The sequence below is a fragment of the Methanoregula sp. genome, from assembly GCF_052325125.1.
Lineage (GTDB): Archaea > Halobacteriota > Methanomicrobia > Methanomicrobiales > Methanospirillaceae > Methanoregula.
Genome location: NZ_JBKQWO010000052.1, coordinates 1 through 16,420, shown reverse-complemented (window position 1 = coordinate 16,420; position 16,420 = coordinate 1). Strand labels below are relative to the sequence as shown.

The 16,420-nt window shown below is 54.6% G+C and carries 16 protein-coding genes; 10 read left to right on the top strand and 6 right to left on the bottom strand.

Annotated features, from left to right (window positions below; translation table 11 throughout):
• Genes acsC through ACLQMU_RS11850 form a run of 4 tightly spaced genes read left to right on the top strand, consistent with a single transcriptional unit; the run spans window position 1 to window position 5,072 of the window.
• Window positions 1-1,335 (top strand): acetyl-CoA decarbonylase/synthase complex subunit gamma, encoded by a 1,335-nt coding sequence (acsC, locus tag ACLQMU_RS11865; protein ID WP_424040697.1) that lies wholly within the window; start codon window positions 1-3, stop codon window positions 1,333-1,335.
• Window positions 1,336-3,243, top strand: a complete 1,908-nt coding sequence (locus tag ACLQMU_RS11860) for an ASKHA domain-containing protein (protein ID WP_443673720.1) — start codon at window positions 1,336-1,338, stop codon at window positions 3,241-3,243.
• Window positions 3,243-4,283: a hypothetical protein gene (locus ACLQMU_RS11855; RefSeq protein WP_424040458.1), complete on the top strand. Its 1,041-nt coding sequence runs from the start codon at window positions 3,243-3,245 to the stop codon at window positions 4,281-4,283. The genes ACLQMU_RS11860 and ACLQMU_RS11855 overlap by 1 nt, the downstream gene beginning before the upstream one ends.
• Window positions 4,284-4,304: 21 nt before the next feature.
• The gene (locus ACLQMU_RS11850) at window positions 4,305-5,072 is read left to right on the top strand and encodes an ATP-binding protein (RefSeq protein ID WP_424040460.1); all 768 of its coding nucleotides are present in this window, start codon (window positions 4,305-4,307) and stop codon (window positions 5,070-5,072) included.
• Window positions 5,073-6,038: 966 nt separating this feature from the next.
• On the opposite strand, the gene ACLQMU_RS11845 is transcribed toward ACLQMU_RS11850, so the two are convergent.
• From ACLQMU_RS11845 to katG, 6 genes are all read right to left on the bottom strand, one after another.
• Window positions 6,039-6,311: a type II toxin-antitoxin system RelE family toxin gene (locus ACLQMU_RS11845; protein ID WP_422148845.1), complete on the bottom strand. Its 273-nt coding sequence runs from the start codon at window positions 6,309-6,311 to the stop codon at window positions 6,039-6,041.
• 83 nt (window positions 6,312-6,394) lie between these two features.
• The gene (locus ACLQMU_RS11840) at window positions 6,395-6,610 is read right to left on the bottom strand and encodes a hypothetical protein (RefSeq protein WP_422148844.1); all 216 of its coding nucleotides are present in this window, start codon (window positions 6,608-6,610) and stop codon (window positions 6,395-6,397) included.
• A gap of 1,595 nt (window positions 6,611-8,205) precedes the next feature.
• Window positions 8,206-8,748, bottom strand: coding sequence for a pyruvoyl-dependent arginine decarboxylase (locus tag ACLQMU_RS11835; RefSeq protein ID WP_422150109.1), 543 nt, complete (start codon window positions 8,746-8,748; stop codon window positions 8,206-8,208).
• Between the two features lie 84 nt (window positions 8,749-8,832).
• Entirely contained in the window at window positions 8,833-9,558 is a 726-nt protein-coding gene (locus tag ACLQMU_RS11830) for an HAD family hydrolase (protein WP_424039903.1), read from the bottom strand.
• A 109-nt stretch (window positions 9,559-9,667) separates the two neighbouring features.
• A complete protein-coding gene (locus ACLQMU_RS11825; protein WP_422150111.1) occupies window positions 9,668-9,862 on the bottom strand; it encodes a hypothetical protein in 195 nt (64 codons plus the stop codon).
• A 284-nt stretch (window positions 9,863-10,146) separates the two neighbouring features.
• Window positions 10,147-12,354, bottom strand: coding sequence for a catalase/peroxidase HPI (katG, locus tag ACLQMU_RS11820; RefSeq protein ID WP_424039906.1), 2,208 nt, complete (start codon window positions 12,352-12,354; stop codon window positions 10,147-10,149).
• 541 nt (window positions 12,355-12,895) lie between these two features.
• Between katG and ACLQMU_RS11815 the strand changes: the two genes are divergently transcribed.
• The 6 genes from ACLQMU_RS11815 (at window position 12,896) to ACLQMU_RS11790 (ending at window position 16,215) form a co-directional block, all read left to right on the top strand.
• Entirely contained in the window at window positions 12,896-13,336 is a 441-nt protein-coding gene (locus ACLQMU_RS11815) for a hypothetical protein (protein WP_424039908.1), read from the top strand.
• On the top strand, window positions 13,333-13,674 hold the full coding sequence (locus tag ACLQMU_RS11810) for a hypothetical protein (protein WP_424039909.1): 342 nt from the start codon (window positions 13,333-13,335) through the stop codon (window positions 13,672-13,674). The genes ACLQMU_RS11815 and ACLQMU_RS11810 overlap by 4 nt, the downstream gene beginning before the upstream one ends.
• Before the next feature lie 63 nt (window positions 13,675-13,737).
• Entirely contained in the window at window positions 13,738-14,091 is a 354-nt protein-coding gene (locus ACLQMU_RS11805; protein ID WP_422149500.1) for a hypothetical protein, read from the top strand.
• 81 nt (window positions 14,092-14,172) lie between these two features.
• A complete protein-coding gene (locus tag ACLQMU_RS11800) occupies window positions 14,173-15,096 on the top strand; it encodes an ABC transporter ATP-binding protein (RefSeq protein WP_443673719.1) in 924 nt (307 codons plus the stop codon).
• The gene (locus tag ACLQMU_RS11795; protein ID WP_424039572.1) at window positions 15,093-15,836 is read left to right on the top strand and encodes an ABC transporter permease subunit; all 744 of its coding nucleotides are present in this window, start codon (window positions 15,093-15,095) and stop codon (window positions 15,834-15,836) included. Before ACLQMU_RS11800 ends, ACLQMU_RS11795 begins: the two co-directional genes overlap by 4 nt.
• A 64-nt stretch (window positions 15,837-15,900) precedes the next feature.
• The gene (locus tag ACLQMU_RS11790; RefSeq protein WP_424039571.1) at window positions 15,901-16,215 is read left to right on the top strand and encodes a hypothetical protein; all 315 of its coding nucleotides are present in this window, start codon (window positions 15,901-15,903) and stop codon (window positions 16,213-16,215) included.
• Window positions 16,216-16,420 lie beyond the last annotated feature (205 nt).

Sequence of the window (16,420 nt, the reverse complement as noted above, 5' to 3'; positions counted from 1 at the left end):
ATGCCCCTCAAGGCCCTTGATATCTATAAGCTCCTGCCCAGGAAAAACTGCAAGGAGTGCGGTGACCCCACCTGCCTCACATTTGCGATGAAACTTGCTGCCGGAAAAGCCGATATCGAGCTCTGCCCGTACCTGGACGAGAACGCAAAATCGGTTCTCGGGGCGACGACCCGGCCGCCGATAAAACTCGTAAAACTCGGCGTCGGCGAACGTTCGTTTGCCGTAGGTGAGGAATTTGTCCTGTACCGTCACGACAAAACCTTTTACCATCCGCCGGGCATCATGTTCAGGGTCCTGGATACCCAGAGCGAAGAGGAGATCGTGGCAGTCACAGCCCGGGTGCACGATGAGACACTGACCCGGGTCGGGGCAGACCTGAAGTTCAACGGTACCGCCATTGTCAATACAAGCGGGACGGTTGAAGCATATGCAAAAGCTGTGGCGGCCGTTGAGAAAACCGCGGGTCTCCCGGAAGTCCTCGTCTCGGATAACCCGGCCGCCCTTGCCGCGGCGCTTGTGCTGTGCGGGAGTTACCATCCCCTCATCTGTGCGGCAACCCCGGAAAACTACAAACAGATGTGCGCTCTTGCAAAACAGCACGGGTGCCGGCTCGTGGTGAAGGCTCCCACTCTCGACGGGCTGGCACAGCTCAACCGGGACTGCGCAGCCGAAGGGGTAACGAACATCCTTATGGACCTTGCCCCGCAGACCCTGGGAGATTTTCTCTACCGGTCGACTGAGATCCGGCAGCTTGCCATCACCCGTACGGTTCCCGATCTCGGGTACCCGGTATACCTGGATGCAACGGCATTCGACGATGAAGACGCGGCCATCGCGCTTGGGATCGTCAAGTATGCATCCGTTATCGTAACTTCGCCGCTTTCCCCGGCCTCTGCAAAGGCCGCGCTTACCCTCCGCCAGAATATCTATACCGATCCCCAGAAGCCCATCCAGATGAACCCCGGCCTGTACCGGGTCGGCACTCCCGGGAAGGACGCGCCAGTGCTCATGACGGTAAATTTCTCCCTGACGTATTTTACGCTCCAGGGATACCTCGAATCCAGCCGGATTCCCTGCTTCATGCTCATCGTCGATACCGAGGGTCTCTCGGTGCTTACGTCAGTTGCTGCGGGGAAACTCAACGAGACACTGGTGCGGGACGCGATAAAAAAATCCGGGGTCGAAAACGAGGTCACGCACCGGAAACTGATTATCCCCGGGTACGCAGCTCCCCTCTCGGGAAGAATTGAAGAAGCAACCGGCTGGAAAGTGCTGGTCGGGCCCCGGGATGCAGCGGAAATCGGCGAATACCTCATCCAGGAATGGAAACCCTGAATGCGAACTGTTACCTTCCTCCCCAGTTACCGCAAGATCGACGCTCCCCGCGGGACGACCATTCTTGACGCCGCCCAGCGTGCCGGCATCAACATGAACGTTGTCTGTGGCGGCGTGGGCAAGTGCGGCAAATGCGTGGTTTTTGTCCAGTCCGGCAAGACCGAGTTCGACCGCCAGAAATACGGGCGGTTCTTTACCGAAGACGAACTTAAACGAGGGGCATGTCTTGCCTGCGTGACCACCATTCAGGGAGATCTCCAGGTTTTTATCCCCGAAGGTACGTTGATCCAGGAACAGAAGATCCTCATAGAGGGGATAGGCACTGAGATCGATTTTCACCCGTCCGTAAAAAAATATTACGTGGAACTCCAGCCGCCGACACTTGCCGATCCGTCGCCGGATCTCTCACGGCTGCTCTGGGGCATCCAGAAGAAAGGCGGCCCGGTCGCGGAGAAGATGTATGCCCCGCTTGAGGTGATGCGCGAGATCCCCGCATTGCTCCGGCACAGCGACTGGAAGGTGACCGGCACCATCGCCCTTGTACCCGGGGGCTACCGGCTCATCGATCTCCAGGAAAACGATACCTCACAACGCCTGTATGGCGCGGCAGTCGACCTTGGTTCCACCACGGTGGTTGCTTACCTCTGGGATCTCATCACCGGCAAAGTGGCAGCGGTAGCTTCAAACTACAACCGGCAGATAAGCTGCGGGGAGGACATTCTTGCACGCGTCAATTATGCCCAGAAGAACGGTATCGAGAAACTCCAGGCACTTGCCGTTGAGAGCATCAACACGGCACTGACCTCGGCGGCCAACACTGCCGGGATCGACCGCGAGGATATTTACGAGGTTGTCGTTGCGGGAAACACGGTGATGACGCATATGCTGCTCGGTATCGACCCTGCGTACATCATCAAGGAGCCCTATGTCCCGGTGGTCCAGCGGGCACTTTCGGTTGCAGCTGCACGGATAGGACTCACCTGCAACGGGAACTGCGGGCTCTTTGCATTTCCCGCCGTGAGCGACTTTATCGGGGGCGATATCATCGCCGACATTCTTGCCTGCGGCATGAGCGAAAAAGAGGAGATCTCACTCCTCGTCGATATCGGGACAAATTTCGAGGTCGTCCTCGGTAACAGCGAATGGATGTTTTCCTGCGCGGGAGCCGCCGGGCCGGCGCTTGAAGGAGGGGAGGTCCTTTTTGGCATGCGGGCGAATCCCGGTGCTATCGACAAGATAACTATCGATCCGGCAACCCTTGAGCCGGTTTTTTCCACGATTAACGGGATCAAACCCCGGGGGATCACCGGTTCGGGGCTGATCGACATCCTTGCCGAGCTGCTTTCCGCAGGTGTTATCGACCGGACCGGCCGGATCAATACGGAATGCAAAAATCCCCGGATCCGCACCGGCGCACACTTCCCGGAGTACGTCATCGCGCTGGCGCGCGAGACTGAAATCGGGAAAGATATCGTCATCACAGAAAACGACATCAAGAACCTTATCATGAGCAAGGCATCCATCCATGCTGCCTGCGTAACACTCATGAACGAGGCCGGTGTGAGCCGGCTCGATATTGCCACCATCTACTTTGCCGGTGCCTTTGGGAATTATATCAACAAGAAGAACGCGACGATTGTCGGGTTGATCCCGGAGATCGATCTCGACCGGATCAAAAACATCGGGAACGGCGCGGTGGCCGGGGCAAATCTCGCGCTCATCAACCGCAGGCAGCGAAAGCTTCTTGACGGGATAGCGGGGAGAATCGCCTATATCGAGCTCAACGCCGAGCCATCCTTCATGGATGAGTATACATCAAGTGCGTTCCTCCCGCACACCGATCTTTCACTCTTCCCCCGCGTACAGGTACTCCTCGATTCCCTGCGCGAGAAAAAAGAGGTCACCTGATGTCACGGATGATCCGGCCCCCGAATTCCCGGGCAACAGGTGTCGGCGCCCTCCCGCACACCGATCCGGTGCTCGCATGCGACGACGTACTCGATATTTTCCCCGAATTCCCTTATGCCCCCACGCTCCCGGATCGAGGGCTCCTTGAAAGCATTGTCTTTAACGATTCTGCACAGCTCCCGGGCCGGCTCATCCGCGAGGACCGGCTGCTGTATGACAGTACCCGGGATAACACGGCCGCGATGGAACAGGTGTACCTGGATTTTGTCGAAGAAAATTTTTCACGGTACGCCCTCGATGAGGTACATGCCTCCGCATTTTCCGATATGATGACCCGCTCTCTTCCGGGTGCACGGGTGCTCAAGTGCCAGGTGACCGGGCCGGTCACCTTCGGGATGCAGGTTGTCGATGCAGACAAACGGCCGATCTACTACGATTCCCAGCTGGTCGATGTCCTCTCGAAAATGATCGCACTCAAGGCCCGCTGGTGCGAGAACGAGATGCGGGCCCGCACCGGTATCAAAGAAACCCTGGTTGTCCTCAACGAACCCTACTTCGCCTCGCTTGGCTCTTCGGTTGTGCCGCTTGACAAGGGAGCAGTACGGGCAGGCTGGCAGGATATCGCATCCCTGGTAAAAGGCGGGCTTGGCGTCCACTGCTGCTCGAACACTGACTGGAGTTTTGTCATCGGCCTCGACCCCTCGGTGATCTCCCTTGACGCCTACACTACAGCGACAGAATTCCTTCTTTATGCCGATGCTATCAGGGATTATATGGAAAGAGGCGGCGTTGTCGCGTGGGGGATTGTCCCTGCCGAGTACAAACTTTTTGCATGCGAGTCGGTCGATTCGCTGTATGCACGGTACTGCGCGATACGAACCCAGCTGACAAAATGTGTGGCAGTCGAGCTCTTCGACGCCCAGTCTCTTATCACGCCCAGCTGCGGGATCCGGTTTGCCGACCGGAACGGTGCCGGGGAGATCCAGCGGGCCGCCGCTGAAATATCCCGGAGGATCCGGGCAGAGGCAAAAATACCCTGATTATTCAAGAGACCTGTTATCATGACGCCACGCCCGTTTACCATTGCGCTCTCCGGAAAAGGCGGGACCGGTAAGACCACCATAAGTTCCCTTCTCGTCCGGGCATTCATCGATGCCGGCGAAACCCCCGTGCTTGCTGTCGATGCCGACCCGAACGCGAATTTCCACGAGGCCCTCGGTGTCGAAGTCAAAGAGACGCTGGGCAGTATGCGGGAGGAGGCATTTACCCGGAACATCCCGCCCGGCATGAACCGGCACGATTACGTACGGTTCCGGTTCCGGCAGGCTCTCGTGGAATCAAACGGTTTCGACCTTGTCGCAATGGGCCGGCCCGAAGGGACCGGCTGTTACTGTTTTGCGAACGATCTTCTCTCGGAATGCATGCAGCAGCTCGAACGGGACTACCGATTTCTCGTGATCGATACCGAGGCCGGCATGGAGCATATCAGCCGGGGGACCATTGGGAAGCCGGATTTGCTCCTGATCGTAAGTGATCCCGGGGCACGGGGCCTGCGGACAATAGCAAGGATCCGGGAAATAGCCACGCAGCTCGGCCTTGAACCGGAGAAGATCCACGTTATATTCAACCGGTACAAATCCGGCGCGGCCCCGGTGGATATCGGGAACGAGCGCCCGATTGCGATCATCCCGGAAGATCCTGCTGTTGAGGCGGCGGATCTCGCGGCGACGCCGGTATCGCAGATCCCGGAATCCAGTCCCGCACGACAGGCGGTCCGGGAACTTGCGGGGAAACTCATTAAAATGGCGCATGAAAGAGCGGGTGAGTAGGCAAGGTTCTTTCGATGCATCGAGAAGGCCACATGTGGCGGGGTTCTGTTAAATTAGTGGAGGATCGAATTTTTTTCTGGCGTTGGAAAGTTGATAATCCCCTGACAAGTTAACAGTACCTATCTTTTGAATTAAATCCCAATATCGTTTCATTAACTCGCCTTCTCTTGATCAAATGCATTCAGTTTTTTAAATTCAGTAATGGGATCCCGGTAAATGCGTAGCGCAAAACCCGACGAGGCGTTTTGCGCGTCGAGCATCGTTTATTTTTCAAAGCGCCTAAAAACTCTTGGTGTGATGATGCCACCCCCTCCTCGCTTTTGCTCGGAGTTGCTCGGGCGCCTCGTCGGGCCCTCGCTGGGCAAGTGAGTGTCCGACGTACACTGTTTGATCCGCATCAGAGGCACCCTTCATCAGAGGGGGTATAGGTGATTACCCCCACTCCCCAGATCCGGGCTACACTAATCCGGGCCCAGATTGAGCCCGGATTCACCCTTTCCGGGTCAAATCGGAGCCCGTATCGGGCTCCGTTTAAAAATAAGCCCAAATGAGCCGTATTTTGGCAATCGGACGAAATAAAAGGTTCGCATATACGCGTTTTACGGGCCGATCTCATGTCCAACAGGTATTTGTTTGATCCTGAAAAAAGGGGCCGAAAAAAGGCCGTTATAACCCTGTAATGGGCATTATATGAGGCTCAATTTTGGCGTATTTTTGCAATCAGGGCGATATAATCGCCCTGATTCTTTTCCTGCAGAATCGGACGGTTTTACGGGTGTATTTTGTGGAGGATTCTGATAAAATCTCATTGTGAATCTGCATCTTCCGCGTTGGTATCACTAGGGCTTCCGGGGTACCATTACTGAGCAGGAATGATATCTCCCGGTTGATTTTTGTTCAACCATGGCGCGATCTGTCAGCGGGGATCTAACCATCCAGAATAGGAAGAGTGGGATGCTACTACTGTCAGTAGTAGCGGCCGTATCTCTTGTGTGCCTGTTCTATTGTCAACAAATCAAGTACAAGAACAAGGCTCAGTTCTTTCTTGATCCTGAAAATGATGGTATAGGTCCGCCCGACATGCATGCGATATATCTGTAGTTTTGAATGAAGGCATTCTACATCGGGTGCGCTGTACGGATCTTCAAGCTTGCGGAGGTGATTGAAGATATGTTCCCGGATTTTTTCCGGATACTTATCGAGTGTCTTTATGACACTTCTTTCGAGTTGGACTTCCACAGGAATACCTCTGCAATCCTGTCGCTCATCTGCCACTCTCATCGGGAGGGCAGAATTTTAACAGGCGGAACATTTCAGTCAGATTATGAGATGTTGAGCATCTTTGCAGCATCTTTTAAACTGACGAAATCCCCGTGCTTTTCGATCTCTTCGAGGTGTGCCAGAAAGTCACGTTCCTGTTTGAGCGCGATCATCTCCGCAAGAAGTTGATCGTATGTCTGGCCGTGTTTTTTCATACCGGCAAGAGACTCCCAGATCTCTTCAGTCACCGGGATTCTTTTATTAGCGACATCTGTCATAGCAGCTCAGCTCCGTACTTTATTGGACTAATTTTTATCTGGAATTTATTCCGCAATGAAGTTCTTCGCATTACCCTCTTACAGCCCTTATAATATTGTAACAGTTTACAGTATTGTAAGCCAGTTAAGATAAAGGTTCTGATCCACGACTAATCAGGAGAGAGCATTCCTCTTACAAAAAATCCTGCGATGCCTCCCCGCCTCAGGGCCCCTCACGGGGCACGGCGGGGCAAGTGAATATCCGGGCGTCCTCTTCTCTCACAGTGCCCACTCGTTTACCGTACCGGTTGCACTTTAGAATCCCGGTAAGTGCGTAGCGCAAAACCCGACGAGGCATTTTGTGCGTCGGGCATCATCTCAATTCAGTGACCCGGAAAAAATTTCCGTTGCATGATTTCTTACAGACTTTGAAATTATCTAATTGTTCTCTCTGGTTGCAACCATTTGATCTTTTCTCGCACACTGTGACAACACCCCTTCGGTGACGGCATTTCTTTTCCCCCGTGGGGGTATAGGGCATCACCCCCTCACCCCAGATCCGGGCTGCACCTATCCGGGCCCAGATTGAGCCCGGATTCATCCTTTCCGGATCCAATCAGAGCCCGAATCGGGCTCCGTTTAAAAATAAGCCCAAATGAGCCGTATTTTGACAATCGGACAAAATAAAAGATTCGCATATACGCGTTTTACGGGCCGATCTCATGCCAAACAGGCATTTGTTCGATCCTGAAAAAAGGGGCCGAAAAAAGGCCGTTATAACCCTGTAATGGGCATTATATGGGGCTCAATTTTGGCGTATTTTTGCAAACAGGGCGATATAATCACCCAGATTCTTTTCATGTGAAATCAGACGGTTTTACGGGCGTATTTTTTTGGGAGGATTATATGAAAATCATACTATTCCCCCCTTTTGTCGGTAATTGTGCCGCCGCGGGGGCGTCCCTCCGGGGGCGGCGGCTCTCCTCGCCCGTGGGGGTGTGGGGACGACAGCCCCCACGGTACCCCCTCCACACAACCTGGATCTTCCGGCCCGACGCGAAGATTTCCGGAAAAGTCCGAATCATGAACCGGAGATTCCGGAAAATGTCCAGCTCAGCTGCTGAAGATTCTTAAAAAAAAACCGGCTCGAAACCCGGCAATTTCCAATAAAGATCGACCCCACCCCCGGCCTCCAAAAAATTCGGTCACCCCCCCACTTCCCGCTCCGCAAAAAAACCGATCGGACCGATTGATCTCATAATTGATCGCCCCAACCACCCTTGTCCGCAAAAGGTGGGGGCACCCCCATGATCGTTTCTGGAGAAACCTCAACTTATCCACTGATGTTTTCAAAAAAGAACAGGTCATGAGCTGAAGATTTCGGAAAAATCTCACTAACATTATCGAACATTTCTAAAAAGGTTCACCAAGGTTACCGGACTTTCCCAAAAAAGTTCACCAGAGTTATCGAACTTTTCAAAAATTGTCCGGCAAGGTTATCGATCTTTCCAGAAAAAGTTCGCCGAAGTTCCAAGACTTTCCGGAAAAAGTCCGGATTAGCAGCGGAGGATTTTCAAAAAAACAAGATGCAGGACAGGTTCCCAAAAGGGTAAAGATTACAGGAAAACGGCCGCTGCAATCACGGTCGTCCACAGTCCGTTCTTGTCGCCCTGTGCTGACTGGCAGACATGTTTTGTCCTGATGATCTTGCCGCTTGCCTTGTAGGTCTGTTCGCGTTCCTGCCAGGCGGCGTTTGCATCGAACTCGATGCCCAGCGTCGTTGCAAGCATCGTTGCCGCCAGATCTTCGGCATACTCCCCGGTCCTGTCCTGGGTTTCACCATATGCGTGGTGTTCGGAGAGATACCCGTATTCTTCGACATCTTTGGGGAGTGCAAGCCCGACCGCGGCAGAAACCAGGCGGTTGGGTTCATTTGTTTCGTTCCTTGCCATTACACAGAACGTGATGCCGCCGGACAGGAGTTCACGCAGCCCGGTGCGGGACGGGATCTGTTTACATTTCGGAGGGAAGATACTTGACACGTACACGAGGTTGCATTTCTCGATTCCGGCTTTGCGCAACGCCAGCTCGAACGATGCAAGACGATCTTTGTGGATTCCCACCCCCTTGGTGAAAAAGATCCTCGATGGAACAAACATAATTTTTATACACCCTGTGGCTTTTTTAATTTTTGGTCGGAATTACGTAATACCGGGCACGTTTTTTACCCGGAATCCGGTGATTTATGGCCCGGAGGCGGAACGGGAAACCGGAATGCCCTCAATAATGCTGAGGAGTTCGTCCATGCGATCGATCACGAAGTCTGCACCGATATCATCCCGGGTCTTTGAGAACCGGTCCCCGTACCGCGCATACACCGTGCGGATTCCCAGTTTTTTGCAGGGTTCAATATCCCGCCTCGGGCTGTCGCCGATAAACAGCACCTCGTCAGGCCGGGCACGCACCATATCGAGGGCCGCAAGGAACGGATCCGGTGCTGGTTTTTTTATTCCGACCTTATCACAGGTGACCACGCAGTCGAAGAATGGGTCAAGGTCGCATTTGCCAAGCCGGAGAGTGGCGTCAGCATGCCCGGCGTCCGTCACGACCGCCGTTGCAAATCCCCTCGCCCGGATCGCCGCAAGCGTCTTTTTTACTCCGGGGTAGGGCGTGATGTACCGCAGTTTCTCGCTTGCATAGATCCGGCATGCCTGCTCGTACATGCCATTGGTCGGGATCCTGCGTTCCTCCATATATTGCCGGATATTTTCGGTCGATTCAAAACCGTGGGAGCCGGTGAGGAAATACAGGAAGAGATCATCCCCATCCTCATGGCCAAGGTGACGCACCACGCTCTCGCAGGCAGCAACCTGCGCCCCGACCAGGTCAAAAAGCGTATTGTCCATATCGAACAACAATGCACAGGCCGGCCTCCTGAGATCGCCACACGGAGGGATTTCCTTGTTCACCCTGGTACTTCAGTGCCAATACGCCAAAATAGGATCGATCGGGGGTAATGAGAGCGGTATGGCCTCTCCCGAACCCGTTAAAGGTGCCTGCTGCCAGAACAAATACCGGTTATTTCCCGGAAACAAGGGTGTGGGCTTTGGGATCGACGTTGTAGAATTTCGGGCGCTCAAGAAGATCAAGCGCATTAATGTTCATGTCAACGAGTTCGGAATAATTGAATGACTCATAGTTCTTCTCGCCCTTCTCCTCCCAGAACACAACAATCCCGTTCTCCATCTTTTTGCTGCTGACAATATCGTGCATACTATCCGATCGGGAACGGGAGGTAATGAAGGTTGCTGCGGTTTGGGGCTCTCCTGTCCGAAGAACTGTCGCGCCCATTCATCCCCCTCCAAGGATCGCGGGGGAATATTAAGAAAAGCTGATTGTGGACAGACAGGTTTTCCGGATAAAAAAGTAAATAAAAACATGGGAGGTTCCACGCACTGGCACGCGTGGTCGCCGTTTTACAGTTTTTCGTCCTTTTTCAACCCGCTGCCCGGGTTCCTTGTCCGCCTTCCCCGAGGTCCTCCGCCATTAAAAGCCGTTCAGGCCTGCGATCCGGCGAGATCGAAGCGATCAAGGTTCATCACTTTGGCCCATGCTGCCACGAAGTCATCAACAAACTTCTCCTGCCCGTCCGCGCTCGCGTAGACCTCGGCCACGGCCCGGAGCTGGGCGTTCGAACCGAAGATGAGATCGGCACGCGTCCCGGTCCACCGAAGTTCGCCGGTCTTCCGGTCGCGCCCTTCGAACACGTCGGCATCTTTCGATACCGGCTTCCACTCTGTGCCCATGTCGAGCAGGTTTGTGAAGAAGTCGTTGGTGAGCGCCTCCGGGCGCTTGGTGAAGACGCCGTGCCGGGACCCGCCGAAGTTGGTGTTCAGCATGCGCATGCCGCCAACGAGCACCGTCATTTCGGGTGCGGAGAGCGTCAGCAATTGCGCCTTGTCGACCAGCAATTCCTCGGCCGATACGGCATAGCGGGTCTTTAAGTAGTTGCGGAAGCCGTCCGCCTTCGGTTCGAGCATGGTAAAGGAGGCCGCATCGGTCTGCTCCTGCAAAGCGTCCATGCGTCCCGGCGTGAAGGGGACCGCCACCTTGTGACCGGCATTCTTCGCAGCCTGCTCGACACCGGCGCAACCTGCGAGAACGATCAGATCAGCCAGCGATACCTTCTTTCCGCCGGAGGCAGTGCTGTTGAACGCCCCCTGGATGCCCTCCAGGACCTTCAGCACCTTTGCCAGCCGCGCCGGCTGGTTGACTTCCCAGTCCTTCTGCGGCGCGAGGCGAATGCGGGCACCGTTGGCACCGCCGCGCTTGTCGGAGCCGCGGAAGGTGGACGCCGACGCCCATGCGGTCGAGACCAGATCCGACACAGACAGACCGGAGGCCAGGATCTTTTCCTTGAGGGAGAGGATGTCCTGCGCATCGACCAGTTTGTGATTAACGGCAGGGATGGGGTCCTGCCAGATGAGCTCTTCGGCAGGAACTTCCGGGCCGAGATAGCGTGTGCGTGGGCCCATGTCGCGGTGCGTCAGCTTGAACCACGCCCGGGCGAACGCGTCCGCGAGCTGATCCGGGTGCTCGTAGAAGCGCCGTGAGATCTTCTCGTAGACAGGGTCGAACCGCAGGGAGAGGTCCGTGGTCATCATAGATGGCGCGTGACGCTTCAACTTGTCGTGCGCATCCGGCACCGTGCCGGCGCCTGCATCGCCCTTCGGTTTCCACTGGTACGCACCGGCCGGGCTCTTCGTCAGTTCCCATTCGTTGCCAAAAAGGATCCGGAAGAAGTTGTTGCTCCATCTCGTTGGCGTGGGGGTCCAGGTGACCTCCAGGCCGCTGCCGATCGCATCACCGCCTTTTCCGGTGCCGAAGCTGCTCTTCCAGCCGAGGCCCTGCTCCTCGATGCCCGCCGCTTCGGGTTCAGGCCCCACGTGGGACGCAGGGCCGGCGCCGTGGGTTTTCCCGAATGAGTGACCACCGGCGATGAGCGCAACCGTCTCTTCGTCGTTCATGGCCATCCGGGCAAACGTCTCGCGGATGTCTTTTGCAGCCGCTACCGGATCCGGCTTGCCGTTCGGGCCTTCCGGATTGACGTAGATCAGCCCCATCTGCACGGCAGCGAGCGGGTTTTCGAGGTTCCGGTCGCCGGAGTAACGTTTGTCATCCAGCCACTTGTTCTCAGAACCCCAGTAGACGTCTTCTTCCGGCTCCCAGGCATCCACCCGGCCGCCACCGAAGCCGAAGGTTTTGAACCCCATCGATTCCAGGGCGACGTTGCCGGAAAGAACCATGAGGTCGCCCCATGAGATTTTCCTGCCATACTTCTGCTTGATCGGCCAGAGCAGCCGGCGCGCCTTATCGAGGTTCACGTTGTCGGGCCAGCTGTTGAGGGGCGGGAAGCGCTGCTGGGCTGCACCGGCGCCGCCGCGACCGTCACCGGTTCGGTACGTACCGGCACCGTGCCATGCCATGCGGATGAGCAGGGGTCCGTAGTGGCCGAAGTCCGCCGGCCACCAGTCCTGCGAGTCGGTCATCAGCGCCTGCAGATCCTTCTTCACGGCTGCCAGGTCAAGGCTCCTGAACTCTTCGGCATAGTCAAAACCCCTACCCATGGGGTTGGACAGGGGAGAGTTCTTTTGAAGAACCTTCAGGTTCAACTGGTTCGGCCACCAGTCCCGGTTGGACCTGCCCCGGCCGGTCGCCTGGTTGTTTACCCCGCCCATTACCGGGCGCTTGCTGTCATCAGTCATAACGTCATTTCCTGTCGTTGTATGGTTTTATCCACTGTGATGCTTTGAATATTTCTATACCAAATCAGTTAACGGTTGCATCAGCAGGGAAGCGGCTGGCAAGTTGTGCAGGATGTCGACGGTTTACACGTGCTTTTGAGTGGCATACATGGCGTCGTTGATGAAAAGCAGCCCGAAACCCTCGTACAGCAGGCGCTCAAATCACAGGAGGTAGTCGTTTCCATATATCCAGGTTCAATAGGTGCCCTCGATTCCGCAAACTTTAGCGGGTAAGACTCCCCTGGTCAAATCCAACCCGTCTCACATTTCACCGTGAAGTACTGGAATTCGTCTGGCTTTCCTTTTTTATTATAAAAAAACAGAGAATTTGTTCGGAGTCTTTTCCTTTTATTCCTGTTAAAGAAACGACCAAAAAGTTCTTGCGTCTGTGGTTGATAGGGAAATCCATTCGAGGTGAAAAAGCCACTACCACGCCCAAATGCAGCAATACCTGGAAGGAGAAAACAAATATATGGTCAACCCGCATACGTTGACTCTGGCAATGCTGACAAACGAGAAATGGTTTGAGTTCTGGAAATTGCGGCGTGATCACGTGCCGAATATCACCATCGCCACGAGCCTCGGGATCTCCCGGCAGGCCGTCTCGAAAGCCCTTCTCGCAATTGACGGGAAGATCGAGACGGTCCTTCGGACAATGGCAAAGGCCAACAAGATTTCGATCGTTAAAATAAACCCGCAGCTCGGTATCCTTATCGGCCGTTCGATCCCCATGGACACGGATGCGGTCATTTTCATCTCCGGGAAGCACGGCGTCCAGGTCTGGTACGAGCACGACGGCGATTGCGGGACGTGCGAAGAGTATACGGAGTGCATCGAGTTGCTCTGGAGTTATGCCGATGAGCTGAAAATTCCCTTGTCCCAGACAGCAGATCCCACGAAAATGGCAGAAGAACTATTCGCAAAAGTAAAGGAGATGGCATGAGACTGAAATTTTCCGATATTGGCCACTGGATTGGCTGGTGCCCGAAAAAACGGAGATCGCAGATTGTTTTGGAACAGGATTTCATGGGAATTACAACAACCGGGAGATTTACAATGGATGAACAAGCACCTGACAGGAAAATAGATACAAGAGAAGGCATGGACAAATGGCTCTCGACATACCTCAAGCTCGTAGGGCTTGAGCTTGTCCTCAGCGTGATTTTTATTTCGCTCGGGTATATTTCCGGGAACAAATATTTCCGTGGCGTGGGAATCGGCTTGTTAATCGCCTGGGTGACTGGCGCCATAGCCTATTTTGTTGTGAGAAAGAGGGCTTGAAGCTACACCTGGTACAGCTGCGAGAATGGCAGAAGAGTTATTCGCGAAAGTAAAGGAGGTTGCATGAGACTGAGATTTTCCGAAATTGGCCACTGGATCGGCTGGTGCCCGAAAAAGCGGAGTTCGCAGATTATTTTGGGTCAAGATTGCACGGGAATTACAACTACTGGAGGATTTACCATGGATGCAAAAAAAGATGAGATTGGCAGATACCTGCCGCTGACATTTCCGAAGAGAATGTTCATCTTCATATTGGCACTCCTGGTCGTTATGAACATCGGTGTGTTTTATTTTCACGAGAAAACATCATTCGGCACTGTTCTTGGCGCAACCATCTTTGAGATTGTGTATCTGGGTATATTCTTTGCGTTCTGGATCCCCCGGTATGATCGTGCAGATGCCCGCGTTAAGTGGTGAACTTTATGAATGGCAATGCGAATAAAATGAACCAAACCGGAAACCCACGAAAATGGCTGAAGTAATATCCGGTGTTACAAAATGATCGATGCAGTAAACCTCACAAAAAAATTCGGCGACGTCACCGCGGTCGACGGCCTGACGTTTCATGTCGCTGAAGGCGAGGCCTTCGGGTTCCTCGGTCCCAACGGTGCCGGAAAGACGACCACGGTACGGATGCTCTGCTGCCTCATCGCGAAGACCGGCGGGGAGGCAAAGATCGCCGGGTATGACACCGGGAACGAAGCCGATTCCCTGGAGATCCGCAGGATGATTGGTTTTATGCCGGAAAATGTCGGCCTGTACGGCGAACTGGGCGCCCGCCAGAACCTCGACTTTTACGCAAGATTGTATGATCGTACCGAACAGCAGAGGATGGAGAGCATCGAACGCCTCCTCAGGCTTCTCGGGCTCTGGGAGAAGAAGGACCAGCCCGTGGGAACATTCTCCAAGGGAATGAAACAGAAAGTGGCCATCGCCCGTGCACTGGTGCACGACCCCGAGATCCTGTTCCTTGATGAGCCCACGGCCAACCTCGACCCCGAGGCAGCAAAGACGGTCCGGGACTTCATCCTGGACCTGAAAAAAGAAAAAAAGACCATATTCCTCAACACGCACAACCTCGATGAGGCACAGAAACTCTGCGACCGCATCGGGATTATCAGGACGCACCTGCTGCGGACCGGTACACCCGAAGAGCTGAAAGAGGCGCTCTGGGGCAGTAAAACGGTCATCCAGCTCGAAGAGGTCAACGACCGGATCGTGGCGGCGGTGAAACACCACACTTCGGGGAAGGTCGTGGTGGAAGGCCACCGGCTGGTGATCGATGTGATAAACGCTGAATCTGAGAACCCGGGCCTGGTGGGAGCCGTCTTTGCTGCGGGCGGCCGCATCCAGTTCGTCCAGGGACTCAATCCCACCCTTGAGGACGTATACCTGAAGACCGTGAGGGAGGAGACGCCATGAGATTATCAAAAGCGTGGATCATCGCTTCGAAGGACTTGAGTATTGTCCGGAGAAAGAAGAGCATCTTCTCCACCATGATCATCTTTCCCCTCTTCGTGTCCGTCGGCCTGCCCCTGCTGATCCACGTTATCGCGGGTGGATCCGCGGGCACTCCCGATGTACGGTCAGGACTTCCCACGGTCATCAACGCCTTCGCCTTCTTCTTCTTGATCGGTGCGGCCACCCTCCCGACCACGATCGCATCCTACACGATTGTCGGCGAAAAACAGGAACAGAGCCTGGAGCCGCTGCTCGCCACCCCCATCACGGACCGCGAGATCCTCATGGGTAAGAGCATCGGGGCACTCCTCCCCCCGCTGGCTGCCATCTGGATCGGCGGGGTGATCTTTATGGGCCTGATCGACGCCTTCACCTTTGGCCTGCTGGGCTATCCCTATTACCCGAACGCGGTCATGGCGGTCATCATGCTGCTGCTGGTGCCCCTGGCAGCGATCACTTCGGTGGAGACAAGCGTGCTCGTCTCGGCCAGAGTAAACGATGTACGGACTGCACAGCAACTCGGATCCCTGATCGTGATTCCCTTTGCGCTGATCTACGTACTCGGCGAGATAAATGCGTTCCCGCTTACGGTACCGTATCTCCTCGTCCTCGCGGCAATTATCCTGGTGGTCGACATAGGGCTTTTCTCTCTTGCGGTGTCCACATTCCGGAGAGAAGAGATCCTTACAAAGTGGAAATGAAATTTTCAAAGGATGAGGAAACAGCCCGGGACTTACCGGATGCGGTAATCACAAGGTGTGAACGATGGATAGTACCGTGACTCCTGATATGACCGGAGGGATCGATCGGCCCGGACCGGGAACATCCCCGGAATGGCTCTTCTTTGTCGCGGTTCCGCTCGTCAGTAACGACTCTGCTATCTCGTGCAGGATTCTATCTCCACAGTATCTCCCTGCTGCAGTTACCTGCCGATGCCAGTGGCAACCCAGGGGAACCTACAGATGCCGGGTGAAGCGAGAGGGCATGAACGGGCACGAGAGATTGCCCCGCTTCGATAACTTCGATCCGGCCGGTTCGATCCGGTTCTCCGGTATTTTCCCATCAGTTTTTGAGTGCTGAAAAATCTGCAGGCTTTTTGACTATTGCCGTCATATTTCCCATGTATTTCCTTTTATACGAGTAAAAGGAAAAGAAAAATTCTGCTCTGTAGAAATCCTAAATAAAAACGAGTTGTACCGACGACCGAAAGATCTAAGGTACAGCGTCTCCTTACTATGATGTGTCGTCATGTAAGGAGACAATTAAGAGATTGGCAAGCCGGAAT